This is a genomic window from Arthrobacter sp. ES3-54 (genome assembly GCF_029504395.1).
In the GTDB taxonomy this organism is placed as follows: domain Bacteria; phylum Actinomycetota; class Actinomycetes; order Actinomycetales; family Micrococcaceae; genus Arthrobacter.
The window spans coordinates 97,146-112,145 of sequence record NZ_JAQFIF010000008.1 but is presented as its reverse complement, the minus strand read 5'-3'; the positions used below and the strand labels follow the sequence as shown (position 1 = coordinate 112,145).

The 15,000-nt window shown below is 64.2% G+C and carries 15 protein-coding genes and 1 pseudogene; 8 read left to right on the top strand and 8 right to left on the bottom strand.

The window, feature by feature from the left end:
- From M2428_RS15075 to M2428_RS15065, 3 genes are all read left to right on the top strand, one after another.
- Complete coding sequence (locus tag M2428_RS15075) at positions 1-1,020, top strand: alcohol dehydrogenase catalytic domain-containing protein (protein ID WP_277526767.1); 1,020 nt, start codon at positions 1-3, stop codon at positions 1,018-1,020.
- A gap of 318 nt (positions 1,021-1,338) precedes the next feature.
- On the top strand, positions 1,339-1,911 hold the full coding sequence (locus M2428_RS15070) for a DapH/DapD/GlmU-related protein (RefSeq protein WP_277526765.1): 573 nt from the start codon (positions 1,339-1,341) through the stop codon (positions 1,909-1,911).
- A gap of 264 nt (positions 1,912-2,175) precedes the next feature.
- Positions 2,176-3,426, top strand: a complete 1,251-nt coding sequence (locus M2428_RS15065; RefSeq protein WP_277526764.1) for an IS256 family transposase — start codon at positions 2,176-2,178, stop codon at positions 3,424-3,426.
- Between the two features lie 208 nt (positions 3,427-3,634).
- On the opposite strand, the gene M2428_RS15060 is transcribed toward M2428_RS15065, so the two are convergent.
- Both M2428_RS15060 and M2428_RS15055 read right to left on the bottom strand, forming a co-directional pair.
- On the bottom strand, positions 3,635-4,363 hold the full coding sequence (locus M2428_RS15060; protein ID WP_277526763.1) for an NAD(P)H-binding protein: 729 nt from the start codon (positions 4,361-4,363) through the stop codon (positions 3,635-3,637).
- A 99-nt stretch (positions 4,364-4,462) separates the two neighbouring features.
- Positions 4,463-5,134, bottom strand: coding sequence for a nitroreductase (locus M2428_RS15055; RefSeq protein WP_277526762.1), 672 nt, complete (start codon positions 5,132-5,134; stop codon positions 4,463-4,465).
- A 140-nt stretch (positions 5,135-5,274) separates the two neighbouring features.
- Between M2428_RS15055 and M2428_RS15050 the strand changes: the two genes are divergently transcribed.
- A complete protein-coding gene (locus tag M2428_RS15050) occupies positions 5,275-5,925 on the top strand; it encodes an NAD(P)H-dependent oxidoreductase (RefSeq protein WP_277526761.1) in 651 nt (216 codons plus the stop codon).
- A 376-nt stretch (positions 5,926-6,301) separates the two neighbouring features.
- Here M2428_RS15050 and M2428_RS15045 read toward each other — a convergent pair whose 3' ends face one another.
- The 3 genes from M2428_RS15045 to M2428_RS15035 all read right to left on the bottom strand — a co-directional run bounded on the left by M2428_RS15045 (position 6,302) and on the right by M2428_RS15035 (position 8,330).
- Positions 6,302-6,787, bottom strand: a complete 486-nt coding sequence (locus tag M2428_RS15045) for a MarR family transcriptional regulator (protein ID WP_277526760.1) — start codon at positions 6,785-6,787, stop codon at positions 6,302-6,304.
- Positions 6,788-7,239: 452 nt separating this feature from the next.
- Complete coding sequence (locus M2428_RS15040) at positions 7,240-7,770, bottom strand: GNAT family N-acetyltransferase (RefSeq protein ID WP_277526759.1); 531 nt, start codon at positions 7,768-7,770, stop codon at positions 7,240-7,242.
- 71 nt (positions 7,771-7,841) lie between these two features.
- Positions 7,842-8,330, bottom strand: a complete 489-nt coding sequence (locus tag M2428_RS15035) for a helix-turn-helix domain-containing protein (RefSeq protein WP_277526758.1) — start codon at positions 8,328-8,330, stop codon at positions 7,842-7,844.
- A gap of 127 nt (positions 8,331-8,457) precedes the next feature.
- On the opposite strand from M2428_RS15035, the pseudogene M2428_RS15030 reads away from it, so the two are divergent.
- The 3 genes and pseudogenes from M2428_RS15030 to M2428_RS15020 all read left to right on the top strand — a co-directional run.
- Positions 8,458-8,574, top strand: a pseudogene (locus M2428_RS15030) (short-chain dehydrogenase); the annotation flags it as partial.
- A 178-nt stretch (positions 8,575-8,752) separates the two neighbouring features.
- Entirely contained in the window at positions 8,753-9,277 is a 525-nt protein-coding gene (locus M2428_RS15025; RefSeq protein ID WP_277526757.1) for a PaaI family thioesterase, read from the top strand.
- Positions 9,274-10,272 carry a TDT family transporter gene (locus tag M2428_RS15020; RefSeq protein WP_277526756.1) on the top strand — a complete coding sequence of 333 codons (999 nt, stop codon included), beginning with the start codon at positions 9,274-9,276 and terminating at the stop codon, positions 10,270-10,272. Before M2428_RS15025 ends, M2428_RS15020 begins: the two co-directional genes overlap by 4 nt.
- Positions 10,273-10,721: 449 nt before the next feature.
- Here M2428_RS15020 and M2428_RS15015 read toward each other — a convergent pair whose 3' ends face one another.
- Positions 10,722-11,174 (bottom strand): SRPBCC domain-containing protein, encoded by a 453-nt coding sequence (locus M2428_RS15015; protein ID WP_277526755.1) that lies wholly within the window; start codon positions 11,172-11,174, stop codon positions 10,722-10,724.
- A gap of 59 nt (positions 11,175-11,233) precedes the next feature.
- Positions 11,234-13,003 (bottom strand): RecQ family ATP-dependent DNA helicase, encoded by a 1,770-nt coding sequence (locus tag M2428_RS15010; protein ID WP_277526754.1) that lies wholly within the window; start codon positions 13,001-13,003, stop codon positions 11,234-11,236.
- A gap of 375 nt (positions 13,004-13,378) precedes the next feature.
- Here M2428_RS15010 and M2428_RS15005 point away from each other — a divergent pair, with 375 nt between their 5' ends.
- Positions 13,379-13,759: a VOC family protein gene (locus M2428_RS15005; RefSeq protein ID WP_277526824.1), complete on the top strand. Its 381-nt coding sequence runs from the start codon at positions 13,379-13,381 to the stop codon at positions 13,757-13,759.
- 144 nt (positions 13,760-13,903) lie between these two features.
- Here the strand turns inward: M2428_RS15005 and M2428_RS15000 are convergent, their stop codons facing one another.
- Entirely contained in the window at positions 13,904-14,971 is a 1,068-nt protein-coding gene (locus M2428_RS15000; protein ID WP_277526753.1) for a glycerophosphodiester phosphodiesterase family protein, read from the bottom strand.
- Positions 14,972-15,000 lie beyond the last annotated feature (29 nt).

The window sequence follows — 15,000 nt, the reverse complement described above, 5'->3', positions numbered from 1 at the left end:
ATGCGTGCAGCACTCATGTACGGCGCCGGAGATGTCCGCGTCGAGACCATTCCCGACCCCACGATTCAGCAGCCCACCGACGCGATCGTCCGCATCGTCCGCACCTGCGTCTGCGGCAGCGACCTTCACCCCTACCACGACCTCCCCGTTTCGGAGCAAGGCACCCAGATGGGGCACGAGTTCCTCGGCCTCGTCGAAGACACCGGCTCCGAGGTAACCACGGTCAAAAAGGGCGACCTGGTCGTCGCATCCTTCTCCTTCCAGGACAACACGTGCGAGTTCTGCCGTGCAGGCTTCCAGACCGCGTGCGTTCACGTCGGATTCTTCTCCGCCGCGCAGGCCGAACTCATTCGTGTCCCTTTAGCTGACGGAACTCTCGTTATCCTGCCCGTCGATACCGACTCGGAACTGCTCCCGTCGCTTCTCACCCTCGCCGACGTGTACGGCACCGGCTACCACGCCGCAAAAATGGCGAAGGTGACCGCCGGCGATACCGTCGCGGTCATCGGCGACGGAGCCGTCGGACTTCTCGCGGTCCTGTCTGCGAAACAGCTCGGTGCAGAAAACATCATCCTGATGGGACGCCACCAGGCGCGCACCGACCTCGGCCGCGAATTCGGCGCCACACATGTTGTCTCAGAACGCGGCGACGAGGGCATCGCCATCGTCCGAGACCTCACCTACGGTGGCGCCCCCAAAGTACTCGAGGCCGTCGGTCACCGCCCGGCGTACGACCAAGCCGTCGGCATCGTCCGCTCTGGCGGTGTCATAAGCCGAGTCGGCGTTCCCCAGTACGAAGAAGCGCCCGTCGGTTTCGGAAGCCTCTTCGGCCGCAACATCACCCTCAATGGCGGTCCCGCGCCCGTTCGCGCCTACATCGACGAGCTACTTCCCGGCATCCTCGATGGAAGTGTGAACCCGGGCCGTGTCTTCGACCGCACCATCGGTCTCGATAGCACCTCGGACGGTTACCGGGCCATGGATGATCGCGAAGCCCTTAAAGTGCTTATCGCACTCTAAACAAAGAGCGCGACGGGATGCGGCAGCAACGTCTGCCCCCCGTCATTCCTGCCGCATCAATACTTCGTGTCTGCAACACGAGTACGGCTCCCCGCCGGCGATGACTCCGTCGACGGCATCATGCAGAAGAGCAAGCAACTCATCGAGCAGGCTGCTGCCCACCCCGCGCCGTCCACAAGCCTCGACCCACGAAAAGACCCACCGGTCACGCCCGACCTCATATTGCGCTCAACACTTTTTTGCGCCAAATATGAGGCAGCCCGATTCTTGAGTTCTAAGGGCTCAAATCACTCTACGGTCACTCGGAAGGACCCCAGCATGGACCTCAACGATCTGCTTGCAACCCTGAACGCAGGCACCACCATCGATGGCGCCTCGCCCCTCCACAGCGTCATGCACGACGCCAGCCAGGAGGCTCTGAGGATCACGGCCGAGATGAACGGTGGATATCAAGACCCGCAGCGGTTGCGGCAACTGCTGTCAGAGCTGACCGGCTCCACAATCGACGAGTCAGTGACGCTATTCCCGCCGTTTTACTCCGACTTCGGAAGGAACATCGCCTTGGGCAAAGGGATATTCATCAATTCGGGCTGCAAGTTCCAAGACCAGGGCGGCGTCACGATTGGCGACGGAAGCCTCATCGGGCACAACGTTGTCCTAGCAACGCTCAACCACGATCTTCGCCCGAGCCGACGAGCTGACATGCACCCGGCACCTATCGTCATCGGCCGGAATGTATGGATCGGGTCGAATGCGATAGTGCTGCCTGGTGTCACCGTCGGGGACAACGCCGTGGTGGCCGCAGCCTCCGTCGTAACCAAAGATGTCCCGGCCGACACGGTCGTTGTAGGCTCGCCGGCTCGAGTGGTGCGCACCCTCTCCGAAGACTGACACTCCGTGCGCGACTCGCGGCCGTCGCTTCTAGGTAGGGCGGTGTCCGAAAGGCATCCGTTACTGCCACGTGCTGACGCAGGACCAACCTCCAGCGCTGTCGCGACTACAGCGAACGTTGCCTCTGAACCGCTCCACTTGAATCAAGACCCTAGATCATTGCTCCAGATCGACCGTTGATATATCTCGCGGGGAGTGTACGAATAACGGTGGATCCGGGGTTGGCCTGACACGCCGGGCGGTGCCTGGCGGGGAGGACCGATCATGAGCGGAACCATGGATCCCATGGCGACTGAAATGGATCAGCAAGAGTTAGCGCAGCGGCTCCTGGCCCAGGCCAAAGAGCAGGGCATCGACCTCGTCGGTCCGGACGGGCTGTTGAACCGGCTGACGAAAAACGTTCTGGAGACCGCGCTGGAGGCGGAAATGGATGAACACCTCGGATACGGAAAACACGACGTGTCCGGACGTGGCAGCGGGAACTCCCGCAACGGCACCCGTACGAAGACCGTGCTGACCGAGATCGGGCCGGTGGAGATCGACGTGCCGCGGGACACCGGGTCGACGTTCGATCCGCAGATCGTGAAGAAACGCCGGCGCCGGCTGACGGGCGTGGATGAGATCGTGTTGTCGCTGAGCGCGAAAGGCCTCACTACCGGTGAAATCGCCGCGCACTTCGCCGACGTGTTCGGTGCCAGGGTCTCGAAGGACACCATCTCGCGGATCACCGAGAAGGTCATCGGGGAGATGACTGAGTGGCAGAACCGGCCGCTGGACCGGATCTTTCCGGTGGTGTTCATCGACGCGATCCACGTGAAGGTCCGCGACGGTCAGGTCACAAACCGGCCGGTTTACGTCGCGATCGGTGTCAGCGTCAACGGCGAACGCGACATCCTCGGGCTGTGGGCCGGGGACGGCGGTGAGGGCGCGAAGTTCTGGCTCTCGGTGCTGACCGAGATCAAGAACCGCGGCGTGGAGGACGTCTGCATCACGGTCTGCGACGGGCTCAAGGGCCTGCCGGAGGCCATCAACACCGTGTGGGAGCTGGCCGTGGTCCAGACCTGCATCGTGCACCTGATCCGCAACACCTTTCGGTATGCGGCCCGGCAGTACTGGGACGAGATCTCACGGGATCTGCGCCCGGTCTACACGGCACCGTCGGAGGCCGCGGCGAAGGAACGGTTCGTGGAGTTCTCGACGAAGTGGGGCAGGCAGTACCCGGCGGTCACCCGGCTGTGGGAGAACGCCTGGAGCGAGTTCGTGCCGTTTTTGGACTATGACGTGGAAATCCGGCGGGTCATCTGCAGCACCAACGCCATCGAATCCCTCAACGCCCGCTACCGGCGCGCGGTTAGGGCCAGGGGCCATTTCCCCACCGAGCAGGCAGCCCTGAAATGCCTGTACCTGGCGACCCGCGCACTGGACCCCACCGGCAAAGGCAGGGCACGATGGGCCTCACGATGGAAGCCGGCTCTAAATGCCTTCGCCATTAGCTTCGACGGAAGAATCAACTAAATGCCAACCGCGGATCCACCGAAAATCGGACAGTCCCATCTCGCGCCTCATAACCCTAGGGATATGAGACGTCTCACCGATCGAGCGACTGCTGCGACGGTTGTGAATCGCAGCAGTATTTGGCCTGTTTTTCGCAGTGCTCAGTGGCCGATGAGGAGGGTCTTGCGTGCTGCGTCGACGATCTCGGGTGTGAGGGCCTTGAGGCGAGTCAGGAGAGCCAGTCGGTGTAGCGGGTGGCGGCGAGGTGGGCGTCCTTGTCGGTGAGGACGTCGCCCTTGACGACGGCGAACATGCCGGCGGTGGGGTCGGTGACGATGGTCCGCTTGTCGCCCTTGTGGGACAGGGTGATCCGGCCCAGCTCGTCCAGGGTGAAGATCTCGGGGCCGGCGATGTTGCGGATGCCATTCAGCGGGGCGCCCGCGGCGACCTCCGCCACCGCATTGGCCACGTCCTTGGAGGCGATCGGCTGGATCGGTGTGGCGGGCAACCGGACAGTGTCGCCGTCGGCGGTCCAGGACAGGACGGCGTCCATGAACTCCATGAACTGCGTAGCCCGGACGATCGAGTAGGGGATCGGCCCGGCCGCGAGGATGTCCTCCTGGAGCGACTTGGCCCGGTAGTAGTCCAGCTCCGGCACTTGGTCCGTGCCGACGATTGAGAGGATGACGAAGTGGCCGACGCCGCCCTTCTGGGCCGCAGCCAGAAGGTTGTCCATCGAGGTCTGGAAGAAGGCTGGGGAGGCTTCGTCGAAGGTCGGGGAGTTTGTCAGGTTGACGACGACGTCGGCTCCCGCCACCGCCTCGTGCAGTCCCTGGCCGCTGATGACGTCGATGCCGGTGGATTGCGAGTGGGGTACCGCCTGGTGCCCGGCGGCGTTCAGGTTCTTGACGACCTGGGACCCGATCAGCCCGGTACCGCCGATGACTGCGATCTTCATGACATGCCTTTCGTTGGGGTTACGTGCGCAATATGACATATGAGCCGCTATTGGGGCGCGGCAGGAAACGGCGCCTTGATCGGCCGAGGAATGGCCGCGTTAGAGACCATCATCGACGAACGTGACCGTCTCGTCGAGCGGCGCCCGGCCTATACGGGCATCCGCTACCGTGACGTCTTCGAACCCGATCGACATGCCCGTGAAGAGGATGAGCTCGTCCGGGGGCGAAAGGACCTCCGCGACGGTCTTGTAGTACTTCGCCCATGCCATCTGCGTGCAGCTGTGCAGCCCTTCGGCGCGCAGCACCAGCATGACCGTCTGCAGATACATGCCGACGTCGGCCCATTGAGGCCGACCCATGTCGCGGTGGATGTAGCAGAACAGGGCAGCGGGTGCGCCGAAGCAGTCCCAGTTCGCGGCAGCGGCCCTCTGGCGCGCGTCTATGTCCTGGCGCGGAATGCCGAGCGCTCCGTAGCGCTGCTCGCCGAAGGCGGATCGGCGCTCACGGTAGCGGGACTTCAGTTCGGGCGGGTACATCTCGTACTCCGGCTCATCCCAGGGGTCACCTGTGGCCACTCGCTCGCTGGCGCGCTCCTTGAGCTCTGCCAGCGGCCCACCGGTCAGCACGTAGGCGTGCCACGGCTGGATGTTTGATCCGGACGGCGCCCAGGCCGCGGCAGAGAGCACGCGCTCCAGCGTCTCCCTCGGGACGGGCCGGTCGGTGAACCCGCGCACAGCCCGTCGGCTCGTGGCCGCCTCATAGACGTCCATTATCGCCCACCTCCATCTTCTCAACGGATCTTCGTTCGTTACATCCAAGATGGTATCACTCGATACCGTATCGTGTGCAATCATTTAACCTCAGCCCTTGGTTCCCTGCCTCGGGCAGTGAACCTTAAGGAGAAAGTCCATTGGCTACGCTGCTTCACATCGACTCGTCCGTGTTCCACGGCGAGGCGTCCTCGTCCCGTTCGGTCACGGCCGCCTTCCGCAAGACCTGGGAGGAGCGGCACCCGGAGGGCGCGGTGATCTACCGCGACCTCGCTGCCAACCCTGTCCCGCACATCACCGCCGACGCCTGGTCCGCCGGTTACGCCGCCCCCACTGAGCACACCCCGGAGCAGTCCGCCGCGTTCGCCGCGCGCGTGAAGCTCATCGAGGAGTTGGAGCAGGCGGACGCCGTCCTGATCGGTGCCCCCATGTACAACTTCTCGATCCCGTCGACCCTCAAGGCGTGGCTGGACAGCGTGCTCCTGCTCGGCCGCACCGCGGGCGAGACGCCCTCCGCCCAAGGCGCCCCGGTTGTCGTCGTCGCCAGCCGCGGCGGCTCTTACGCTCCGGGCACCCCGCGCGAGGGCTACGAGTTCGTACAGAACTACCTGGAGGCCGTCCTCACGGGCACCCTCGGCCTGGACCTCGACTTCATCGTCCCGGAACTCACCATGGCCCCCCGCAACCCGGCCATGTCAGAACTGGTCCCCCTTTACGAGGCGTCCCGCAAGCGCGCCTTCGAGGATGCGATCACCAAGGCCAAGGAACTCGTGGAGCGCCTCGCCGCGTAACCACTGACGGCAGACGCCGTGTGACGCCTGGCCCCAGGACGGCACACGGCGTCCTGGCGCCTGCGCCCGCTCCGACGGTGCCGGTGGGGCCCTGCGCCCGGGGCAGGTGGCCGGCACTGGGGCGGCCGTGCGTTCGCCTGTCGGCGGGGCGCGCATCGAGACGACGGAGGGTGAAGCGCACAGCGCCGATCAGATATGTGGTGCGGCAGCCGTGCGGACAACTCGGCCCCCGTTGGCGACGAAGCCCCGACAGTCGCCTGCAGCCAGGGCCGACGCGTAGCAACGATGGCCGCGGCTCTCAGGGCGGGGTTCGCCGTGGAAGCCGCATGAGACGAGGCGCTCCGGCGTGGCAGGCAGACGGTGTGCGCGGGCGCGCTTATGCCTGGTGGTCTGCGGGATGAGCGAAGCGGGTGAGCAGATCCGTCAGCTGCTCGGGCTCGCCGGGCCCCAGTTCGGCGACCAGTCGCTCAGCCAGCGGCTCCGCCGCCAGATGGGCCGCATCGAAAAGCTCGACACCCTGAGGTGTGATCTCCACAGCCCGCACCCGCCGGTCCCCTGGAACGGTCTTGCGTAGAGCCAGCCCCATGCGCTCCAGGTCATCCACGACCCGCATGATTCCCGCCTTGTCCGACCCCGTCGCCGTCGCCAGGTCTCGCTGCACTGTGGGCCCACGGTTGACCAGGACGATCAGCACGGCGAAATGCCGCAACTCGATACCGAGCGGCCCGAGCGCCTCCGCCATCACCGCGGCCGCTTGCCAGTGCGCCCGGCGCAGCAGCAAGCCGAGAGCGAAAGGCGAGGTATCCCCGGGGCGGTCGGTCGCGCGCGAGGCGGTGGTTTGGTGAGGAACGTCGGCGGCCATAAAGACACATTACCAGCCATCCGCTCATTCGATACGGTATCGTCTGAAACTATAAGTTACGCCTTCCGGGCACGGCCAGAACATCGAACGCCACGGCTTGCGCTGAGTGCGCCCACGACGCGTCACATATCCGTAGCGTTTTGAGGCAATGGGGTTTCGAGACACCCGAGGTGGATAGGGCAGCTACTTGTTCTTGTTTCCGAGGTTCCCTGCATGGGATGCCCAAAGCTGCCTGAGCCAAGGCGCTCCTGACTGAGTGGACTCGTCTTATTGCCCAGGGAAACCGTCTACCAGTACATGCGTCACGCCAAGTTGGGGTGAAGCACTCTCCTGCCGGGGCGTAGTTGCGCCGTTGCCCCGCCGCCGTAGCTTACGAAAGGTCCACTATCGTGGTTCGAGCGAGACGAATCGCTCATGTCAGAGATGGACCTTTTTTGCCGACGGCCGGACCTCTATTCCTGGCCGAGAACGGACGGGAGCCGGTCCTTCATAGGCTGAAGCTGTTTTGCAAAGCAGATCGACGTCGGGATGGCGTCCTCGTAGGGAGGATATGTTGGTATCTGCCGGTATCCAAGTTTCCGGTAAAAGGCTTCAGCTTCCGGCTGCTTGCCCCCGGTTTGCAGGATAACGCGACGGGCGCCGGCACTGGCGGCAATCCTCTCGAGTTCAGCCATGAGTACGGTCGCAGCGCCCATACCTCGGGCTGCAGGGTCTGTAATGACCCGTTTGACCTCCCACTCCCCATCTAACCGGCGAAGAGCGCCGTGCCCTATGGCTTCACCTACGGTATTAAGTACCAGGACATTGGCGATGAAATCTTGCGGTGGCACGGAGAGCGCTTTCTGCGCTGCTTCGGAAAGATGAGGCTCCTCTTCGGTAGCGTATCGGGCGAGAAGCTCGTCTGTTAGCAGATCCCGCAGACGGGCTGCTCTGGGGTCTTCAAAGTCAACTATTTGCAGTGTCACTGCCGGATTGCCGGACATCTATCTGCTCCTGATGTACGTCTTATCGATATTCCATGGTTTGCCGCAACAGGAGACCACCTCGTCGCCCTTCAAATTTGTCGTTGCTGGTTCACCGGGACCGGGTCGGCCGTAGACACAAGCGGTCCCAGCATCAGACTGCCCGGCCTGAATTCCTCGCCGCATTCCGCGCAGGTCAGCACCGGTTCCAGGTCGGCCCCGCAACTGTGCCGGTAGGAGGCGCGGGGGGTCTCGTCGCGCATCCAGGTACTGCTCCAGGCCGCGAGTGAGATGAGAATGGGAGCAATCTCGGCCCCGGACGTTGTGAGGTGGTACTCATGGCGCGGGGGGTGCTCGGAATATTGGACGCGCTCAATAACGCCATGGCTTTCGAGCGTCCGCAGCCGGCTTGTCAGGATGTCGCGGGAGGCGCCTGTATTACGGGCTATCTGGTCGAACCGATGAACGCCCAGGGACATCTCCCGAAGGGCCAGCAGCGCCCACCGCTCTCCCAGCACCTCGAGCCCTGCTGCGATGAAACATGCCCTGGGCGCGTCCCTGGCCGTATCGGTTGGTGTCATGACTTACCTGCTTTCAGTGCTTTCTATCAGCATACAAGTTAGTTGGAAAATCAAACCGACTCAGCTAACCTGACTTTCGAAGGCTGCAGCAAACCGCGTCGCCGCCCTGCCGAGTTCAGGAGAATTCATGCCACTGCTGTCTGGTGTCGTCGTCCTTGTCACCGGTGCGAATGGAGGGCTCGGCCCCGAACTCGTAGAACAGGCCCTCGCCAGGGGCACGGCCAAGGTGTATGCGAGAGCCCGCCGTCTAAGGGAGATTACGAGGTCATCGTGGACGACATCACTGCAGGAGTGAGACTTGGGCTGTCGGGGCCAATCTCGGATCTGTACCCTGCTCTGGCAGCCGCCTCCGCATGACCGCGGCACCTCCGCAAGACCGCGGCAAAGGCTGAAGACCTCTTAAAACTCAGAGAGATACATTCATGACAAGCAACACCTGCGCAGAGCGCTCGGAGACCTTCACCTGGACGGATCCGGCAATCGCCCTCCAACAACTGCCACGCCTGTCCGGTATGGACTACTTTTCCGGCCTCCGCGAGGGAAGCATAGCGCCGCCGCCGATCGCGTCCCTGATGAAGTTCGATCTCGTCGAAGCTACACATGGGCACGTCGAATTCAAGTGCCGTCCAAGTGAAGCCCACTACAACCCCCTTGGAATGGTGCACGGCGGCCTGGCCTGCACTCTCCTTGACACGGCCCTCGGCTGCGCAGCACACACCACCTTGGCAGCAGGGCTTGGATACACCTCCATCGACCTGGCGGTGAAGTACCTTCGGCCCGTCACGCTTCGGAAGGGCGCCCTTCGTGCAGAGGGGTCAGTGGTGAAAGCTGGTTCGCGGCTGATTTTCACCGAGGGCCGCCTCTGCACCACCGAAGGTGAACTCCTCGCCACCGCCACAAGCACACTCCTCGTCTTTCCCCACCAACCGGAGGCGCTGACACCATGACACATAGTGCCGCCGCTGTTGCCCTGGCACCTGCCGCTCACGAACCTGTTGAGCCTCTGAACGCCGAGCCAGGGATGCATGAGTTGAGCCGGTTCGGCGTACCGTTGGGGCTTGCCGGCCTGGGCGGCGCCTGGTCCGCCGCAAGGGGCACCCTCGGATCCCCACTATGGCCTGAGGAAACTCTCTACGGAGCAGCCACCGCCCTGTGGCTGGTCCTGACCGTCCTGTACGTGTTCCGGGGCCTTCGGCGGAAAGGAACATTCCGTTCTGACCTCAAGCACGAGGTGGCAGGGCCTTTCGCATCCTTTATTCCACTCGTCGGGATCCTGCTTTCCTCCCACTACAGCCAGTATTTGCCGCCCTGGGGTGCCTGGCTGTGTGTGGCGTCCATCGCCGCCCTGGCCATCGTCGCCGCACAACTTCTCGCCCACTGGGTGACAGGCGGGGTATCGATGCAGTCCATCCATCCCGGCTACCTGCTGCCTGTCGTTGCCGGGTCCTTCGTTGCGAGCATCGGATTTGCAAGCCTCCACGTCCATGATGCGGCAATGGCTACGTTTGGCGTCGGCGTATTCTTTTGGCTTGTCGTGGGCACCGTCGTCACCGTCCGGCTCATGACCGGAGGCGCGCTGGCGCCAGCAGCCAAGACCGGACTGTCCGCATACCTGGCTGCGCCTGCAACGGCCAACATCGCCTGGATTGTGTCACACCCGGGACCCGTAGGGACCGTGCAGTTCGGGCTCACCGGTGTGCTGGCAATCATGGCGCTAATGCAGGTCATGCTCCTCCCCGAGTATCGCAAGCTGCCCTTCTCACCAGCGTTCTGGGTGTTTACGTTCCCCGTGGGCGCGACCACCAACTACGCCATCCGCTGGCTTGCCACAACTAGCCTCCCCGGCTGGGAAATTTACGCCTGGACGATACTCGGGCTCGCAACAGCCTTCACCCTCGCCATTGCCGCCCGCACTGCGACAACGGGAAGTGCCCGCGCATAGCGAGACGAGTCGGACAAGGTGAACGAAGGCGACTGACCGTCGATTAAGGTCGCAGGGCAAGAATGCACCAGCCACGAAGCGAGGGCAATGATCTCATCCCTCAGTCTCGCAACCCTTAAGATTTGAGACGTCTCACCGACTGAACGACCGCGACGAAGGCAGTGCCTTAATTTTCGTGGAATCGTACGAGTTCGTCCGCGGCCAGCGATTCTCGTAACTATGTCTCACAACCTTCTGATGGAATCGCTGTAGCCACCGTTAGTTACGAGACACATCGGAGCAGCCCATGACGAAACTGATCGGCTACGCACGCGTTTCGACGCGGCAGCAACATTTCATAGACGGTGGCGAGCACTCACGAACTAGTCGGGTCGCATCCCCCTTAGAGTGACACCAAGCGATCACAGAACGCCGCCAAAGAGGGATCAAATCCACATCCCGGGGTTTCCTCAGGCGCGGCTCTCCAATACCGCCTGCAATTTCTCGAACGACTCGGTCCATCCGTTGCGGTGCAGGTCCAGCCGTTCCTCCGTCAGGAACGGTCCCTGCGCGAGCACCAGGCGCGTGCCTTTGCCGAAACTCCCGAGTGAAAGGTCGACGACGGTTTCTCGGTCGTCTGGCGCCGGTTCCTCCCAGCGGAAGGTGTAGACCAGGCGCCATGGAGGATCGATCTCCAGGAACTCGCCTGAGAGGTGGAACGGTTCGCCGTCCGGTGGTGTCATGCGGAATCGGTAGCGGCCGCCTTCGGTGAGGTTGAGTTCGGCTGAAGGGATGGTGAAGCCGTGCGGACCCCACCACTTCACCAGTTCGGCCGGTTCCGTCAGCATCCTGAAGACTTCATCCGGGAGAGCTTCCAGCGTGCACTCCAGGTTCAGGACCAGCCCGCCAGTTTCCGCATTCATCTTTCAACTCTGGCATCCTGCGGACGCTCACGGAAGCGGATCGGGCTGGCAATGGCCGGTCACGGCGCAAGCGTCAGCAGCTTGCCTTCCGTCACGGCCTGGCGGGACAGCGTTTTGTAGCCCTCCTGTTCGAACAGCACCGTGATCACGTCCTCCTCATGCCGCATGACCAGGCCCGGCCCCCATTCCTTGTGGATGACGGCGGCCTGGAGCGGGAAAGGTTCCCCGCCAGCGGCGGCCGCGGCGCCGTCGTCGTAATCCTCCTCGTAGGCGGAACCGTCGGCGCAGGTATCGCAGTTGCCGCAAGGCTCGGGGAGGTCCTCGCCGAAGTAGCCGAGCAGGAACTGGCGCCGGCAGCCGTCAGTCTCGGCGTAGCCGCGCATCATCTCGATCCGGGAGCGGTCCACCCGCTGGCGCGCCTCGGCATGTTCGACGGCGCGTTCCACCACCGTGGCCAGCTTCGCGCCCGCCTCCAGCCGGATGCCGCGCTTGCCGGTCCGGACGGCGCGGGTTTCCTGCAGCTGGTTCAGCAGACCGGTGAGCTTCCGCGGGGAGAAACCGGTCTGCTCGGCGAGGGCCTTCTGCGTCACGGGCCCGTTGGCGGTCCGCAGCACCTGAAGGACGGCCAGGAGCGATTCCTCGTCCGGGGTGTGCGTGCCGAAGAATTTGCGCAGGCCCAAGTCCTCGGGCCGGTAGTGCAGGATCGCGGAGGCCGGTTCGCCGTCGCGCCCGGAGCGGCCGATCTCCTGGTAGTAGCTGTCCAGCGACTCGGTGATGTCAACGTGGACGACGAAGCGGACGTTGGGTTTGTCGATGCCCATGCCGAAGGCCGTGGTGGCCACCACCACATCGAGTTCGTCGTCAAGGAACTGCTCGTGCACGCGGTCCCGCTCGCCCTGCTTCCGGCCGGCGTGGTAAGCCTCGGCGCGCAGGCCGCGTTCGGTGAGCTCGGCGGCGTAGGCCTCGGTGTCCTTGCGGGTGGCGGCGTACAACAGGCCGGGGCCCTTGAGCTCGGCCACCTGCTCCGTCACGGCGCGGCGCTTGTCCCTGTCCGTGAGGTGGCGGACCACGTCCAGGCTGATGTTGGTCCGGTCGAAGCCATGGACCAGCACCAGCGGGTCCTTCATGCGCAGGCGCTGCTGGATTTCGTCGCGCACCGGAGGAGAAGCGGTGGCAGTGAGGCCGACGACGGGCGGGTTGCCCAGCTGTCCGCGGACCTCGCCGAGGCGCAGGTAGTCGGGCCGGAAGTCGTGGCCCCAGGAGGAGACGCAGTGCGCCTCGTCCACCACGAACAGCGAGACGCCCAGGGCCGCGAGCCGTTCGACGGTTTCGGTCTTCGCGAGCTGTTCGGGGGCGAGGAAGATGAGGGCGGCGTCGCCGCGCTCGGCGGCGGCCCAGGCATCGTTCACCTCGGAATCGCTGCGGCCGGAGTTGACGGCGACGGCGGCCTCCCCGCCCAGCGTCTCCAGCAGTCGGTCCAGCTGGTCCTCCTGCAAAGCGATCAGCGGGGAAACCACGACGGCGGGACCGCGCCTTGCGCTGCCTGCCTCGCTTGGGTTCTGGGCGGCTTTCCCCTGGCTCTGCTCCCCGTGCAGCTGCACTGCGGCCACCTGGTAAATGGCCGACTTGCCGTAACCGGTGGGCATCACGGCGAGGACGTCCCGGCCCGTGACGAGGGCCTTCATTCCTGCGAGCTGGCCGGCGCGGAGGTGGGGGAGCCCGAAGGTGTCGGCCGCGAGCTGGCGGAGGGCGGCGTCAGGATTCGGGCTGGTGACTGCGTCGGTGGAAACTGTGTCAGCGGGGACGGCGGGGGCAATTAGCTCGGTCATGATGGCAGCTCCATGGGGGTGCGATCCGATGGCCGGGTGTCTTCAGCCGAGGGTTCCAGCATAACCCTTGCCGTTCCTCGATTAGAGGCTGGCAGATAGGCCCGACCGGTGGTGCTTCAGTTAAATCGGGGCCGGCGCAGGACCTTCAGCCGGATGCCAAGCACCCCTACTTCCGCAGACCCAAACCGGGCCATAATGGCCACATAACTTCGGGGACCCTCAGGCTGGTCATGGAGGCGCGGCGTTGAAGAGTTCCAGGTGGCTGCCCCGGCTCGGCGCAAGGGCGGTCACGGGCTCCGGATAAGGATTCCGGGGGCCGAAACCGGGGGGAGCATCGCCATCGCTGCGGTCATCTGCGCACTGAAGGGAATCATCATGCTCAAGGATTCAAACATCATGGCTGTCCTCCCCGCGAAGGACATCAACAGGGCGAAGGAGTACTACCGGGACAAGCTGGGAATCGAACCCTCCGAGTCCATGGAGGAGGGCGCCGTCATGTACAACTGCGGCCAAGGAACCCGCTTCCTCGTTTACCAGACGGACAATGCCGGGACCGCGAAGAACACCCAGATGGGCTGGGAAACGGACAATCTCGAACGCGAGATGGAGGAACTGCGGGGCCGCGGCGTCGTCTTTGAAGACTACGATTTTCCCGGCCTGAAGACGGAGAACGGCATTGCCACCGCATCTTGGGGGAAGGCAGCCTGGTTCCTGGACAGCGAGGACAACATCATCAACATCTCCCAGCGCACGTAGGCCGGAGTCCGGCACCGATCGACGACGCAAAGCATCGCTGCCGCCGGCAACGAAGCCGAAGGAACCGGCTCCCGTCTTCAAAGCGGGAGCCGGTTTCAGGGTGGCGACGAGAGTGTAGAACCCGGGCACCTGTAAATCAGGGCATCAGCCTTTGGGCTCGGACGCCTTGGGGAGCTTCAGGCCGCGCTCTTCCATGACCGTGCGCAGGCGTGTGGGGTAGTCCGTGATGATGCCGTCCACGCCGAGGTCCATCAGCCGTGTCATGTCGGCCGTGGTGTTGACGGTCCAGGGGATGACGGGCAGGCCCAGCTCGTGGGCTTCGGCGACCATGCCCGGGGTGACGGAGCGGAAGGTGGGGGAGATGGCGTCGTAGCCCTGGGCTGCCGCTGCCTTGGCGAGGGATCCGCCGTACGTGTCGATGTCGATACCGCCGAGGTTGGGGCTCGCGCCGGGCTTGCCGACCTCGAGCCAGGCGTCGCCGCTGGACAGGGCAACGAGCGGCAGCTGCGGGGCGATCTTCTTGGTCAGGTTCAGCGAGGACCAGTCGAACGACTGCACGGTGCTGCGCTCGGCCATGCCGGCGGTGTAGATCTCGGTGACCACGGCCTTGGTCAGGGCCACCATGCCCTCGCCGCCGGCCCGGCCGTCCTCCACCTTTGTCTCGATGTTGAAGCGGACCTTCTTGGCATCGGCGTCGTGAACCAGCTTGAACACGTCCTTGAGCTCCGCGATCCGGTTGCCCTCGATCACGTCCTGCTCCGGGTACCCCTTCAGCTGCGTGAACCCGCAGTCCAGGGTCTTGATCTGCGCGAGCGACAGCTCGGCCACCCGGTCACCGACATACGGGTACTGCGTATCGCCGGGAGTCGCCGGCGCGGTGTTGCGGCACTTGTCCGCCTGGATGGTGTCGTCATGCCAGATGATGACCTTTCCGTCGGAGGTCAGGTGGGTGTCCAGCTCGAACGTGGTGACCCCGAGCTTTAGCGAATTGGCGAACGCCGCGAGGGATTCCTCGGTCCACTGGCCGCGGCCGCCGCGGTGTGCCTGCAGGTCGAAGGAACCGTTGCGATCGTTGGTTTTGATGTCTGCTGCCGTTGCGGCAGCGTTCGACGACGGCGCCGAGCCGGCTTCGGGAGTGGAGGCGGCGACGGCGGGGCTCGCCAAAGCGGCGATGAGTGCGGCGGCCGCCGCGGCAGTCAGGGGTGTGCGCATGGGAATGGTTCCTCCTGGATGACGGTTGC

What these genes read in the sequence shown, in the direction of transcription:
- M2428_RS15075 (WP_277526767.1), top strand. Translation starts at nt 1, where the DNA reads ATGCGTGCAGCACTCATGTACGGCGCCGGAGATGTCCGCGTCGAGACC.
- M2428_RS15070 (WP_277526765.1), top strand. Translation starts at nt 1,339, where the DNA reads ATGGACCTCAACGATCTGCTTGCAACCCTGAACGCAGGCACCACCATC.
- M2428_RS15065 (WP_277526764.1), top strand. Translation starts at nt 2,176, where the DNA reads ATGAGCGGAACCATGGATCCCATGGCGACTGAAATGGATCAGCAAGAG.
- M2428_RS15060 (WP_277526763.1), bottom strand. Translation starts at nt 4,363, where the DNA reads ATGAAGATCGCAGTCATCGGCGGTACCGGGCTGATCGGGTCCCAGGTC.
- M2428_RS15055 (WP_277526762.1), bottom strand. Translation starts at nt 5,134, where the DNA reads ATGGACGTCTATGAGGCGGCCACGAGCCGACGGGCTGTGCGCGGGTTC.
- M2428_RS15045 (WP_277526760.1), bottom strand. Translation starts at nt 6,787, where the DNA reads ATGGCCGCCGACGTTCCTCACCAAACCACCGCCTCGCGCGCGACCGAC.
- M2428_RS15040 (WP_277526759.1), bottom strand. Translation starts at nt 7,770, where the DNA reads ATGTCCGGCAATCCGGCAGTGACACTGCAAATAGTTGACTTTGAAGAC.
- M2428_RS15035 (WP_277526758.1), bottom strand. Translation starts at nt 8,330, where the DNA reads ATGACACCAACCGATACGGCCAGGGACGCGCCCAGGGCATGTTTCATC.
- M2428_RS15025 (WP_277526757.1), top strand. Translation starts at nt 8,753, where the DNA reads ATGACAAGCAACACCTGCGCAGAGCGCTCGGAGACCTTCACCTGGACG.
- M2428_RS15020 (WP_277526756.1), top strand. Translation starts at nt 9,274, where the DNA reads ATGACACATAGTGCCGCCGCTGTTGCCCTGGCACCTGCCGCTCACGAA.
- M2428_RS15015 (WP_277526755.1), bottom strand. Translation starts at nt 11,174, where the DNA reads ATGAATGCGGAAACTGGCGGGCTGGTCCTGAACCTGGAGTGCACGCTG.
- M2428_RS15010 (WP_277526754.1), bottom strand. Translation starts at nt 13,003, where the DNA reads ATGACCGAGCTAATTGCCCCCGCCGTCCCCGCTGACACAGTTTCCACC.
- M2428_RS15005 (WP_277526824.1), top strand. Translation starts at nt 13,379, where the DNA reads ATGCTCAAGGATTCAAACATCATGGCTGTCCTCCCCGCGAAGGACATC.
- M2428_RS15000 (WP_277526753.1), bottom strand. Translation starts at nt 14,971, where the DNA reads ATGCGCACACCCCTGACTGCCGCGGCGGCCGCCGCACTCATCGCCGCT.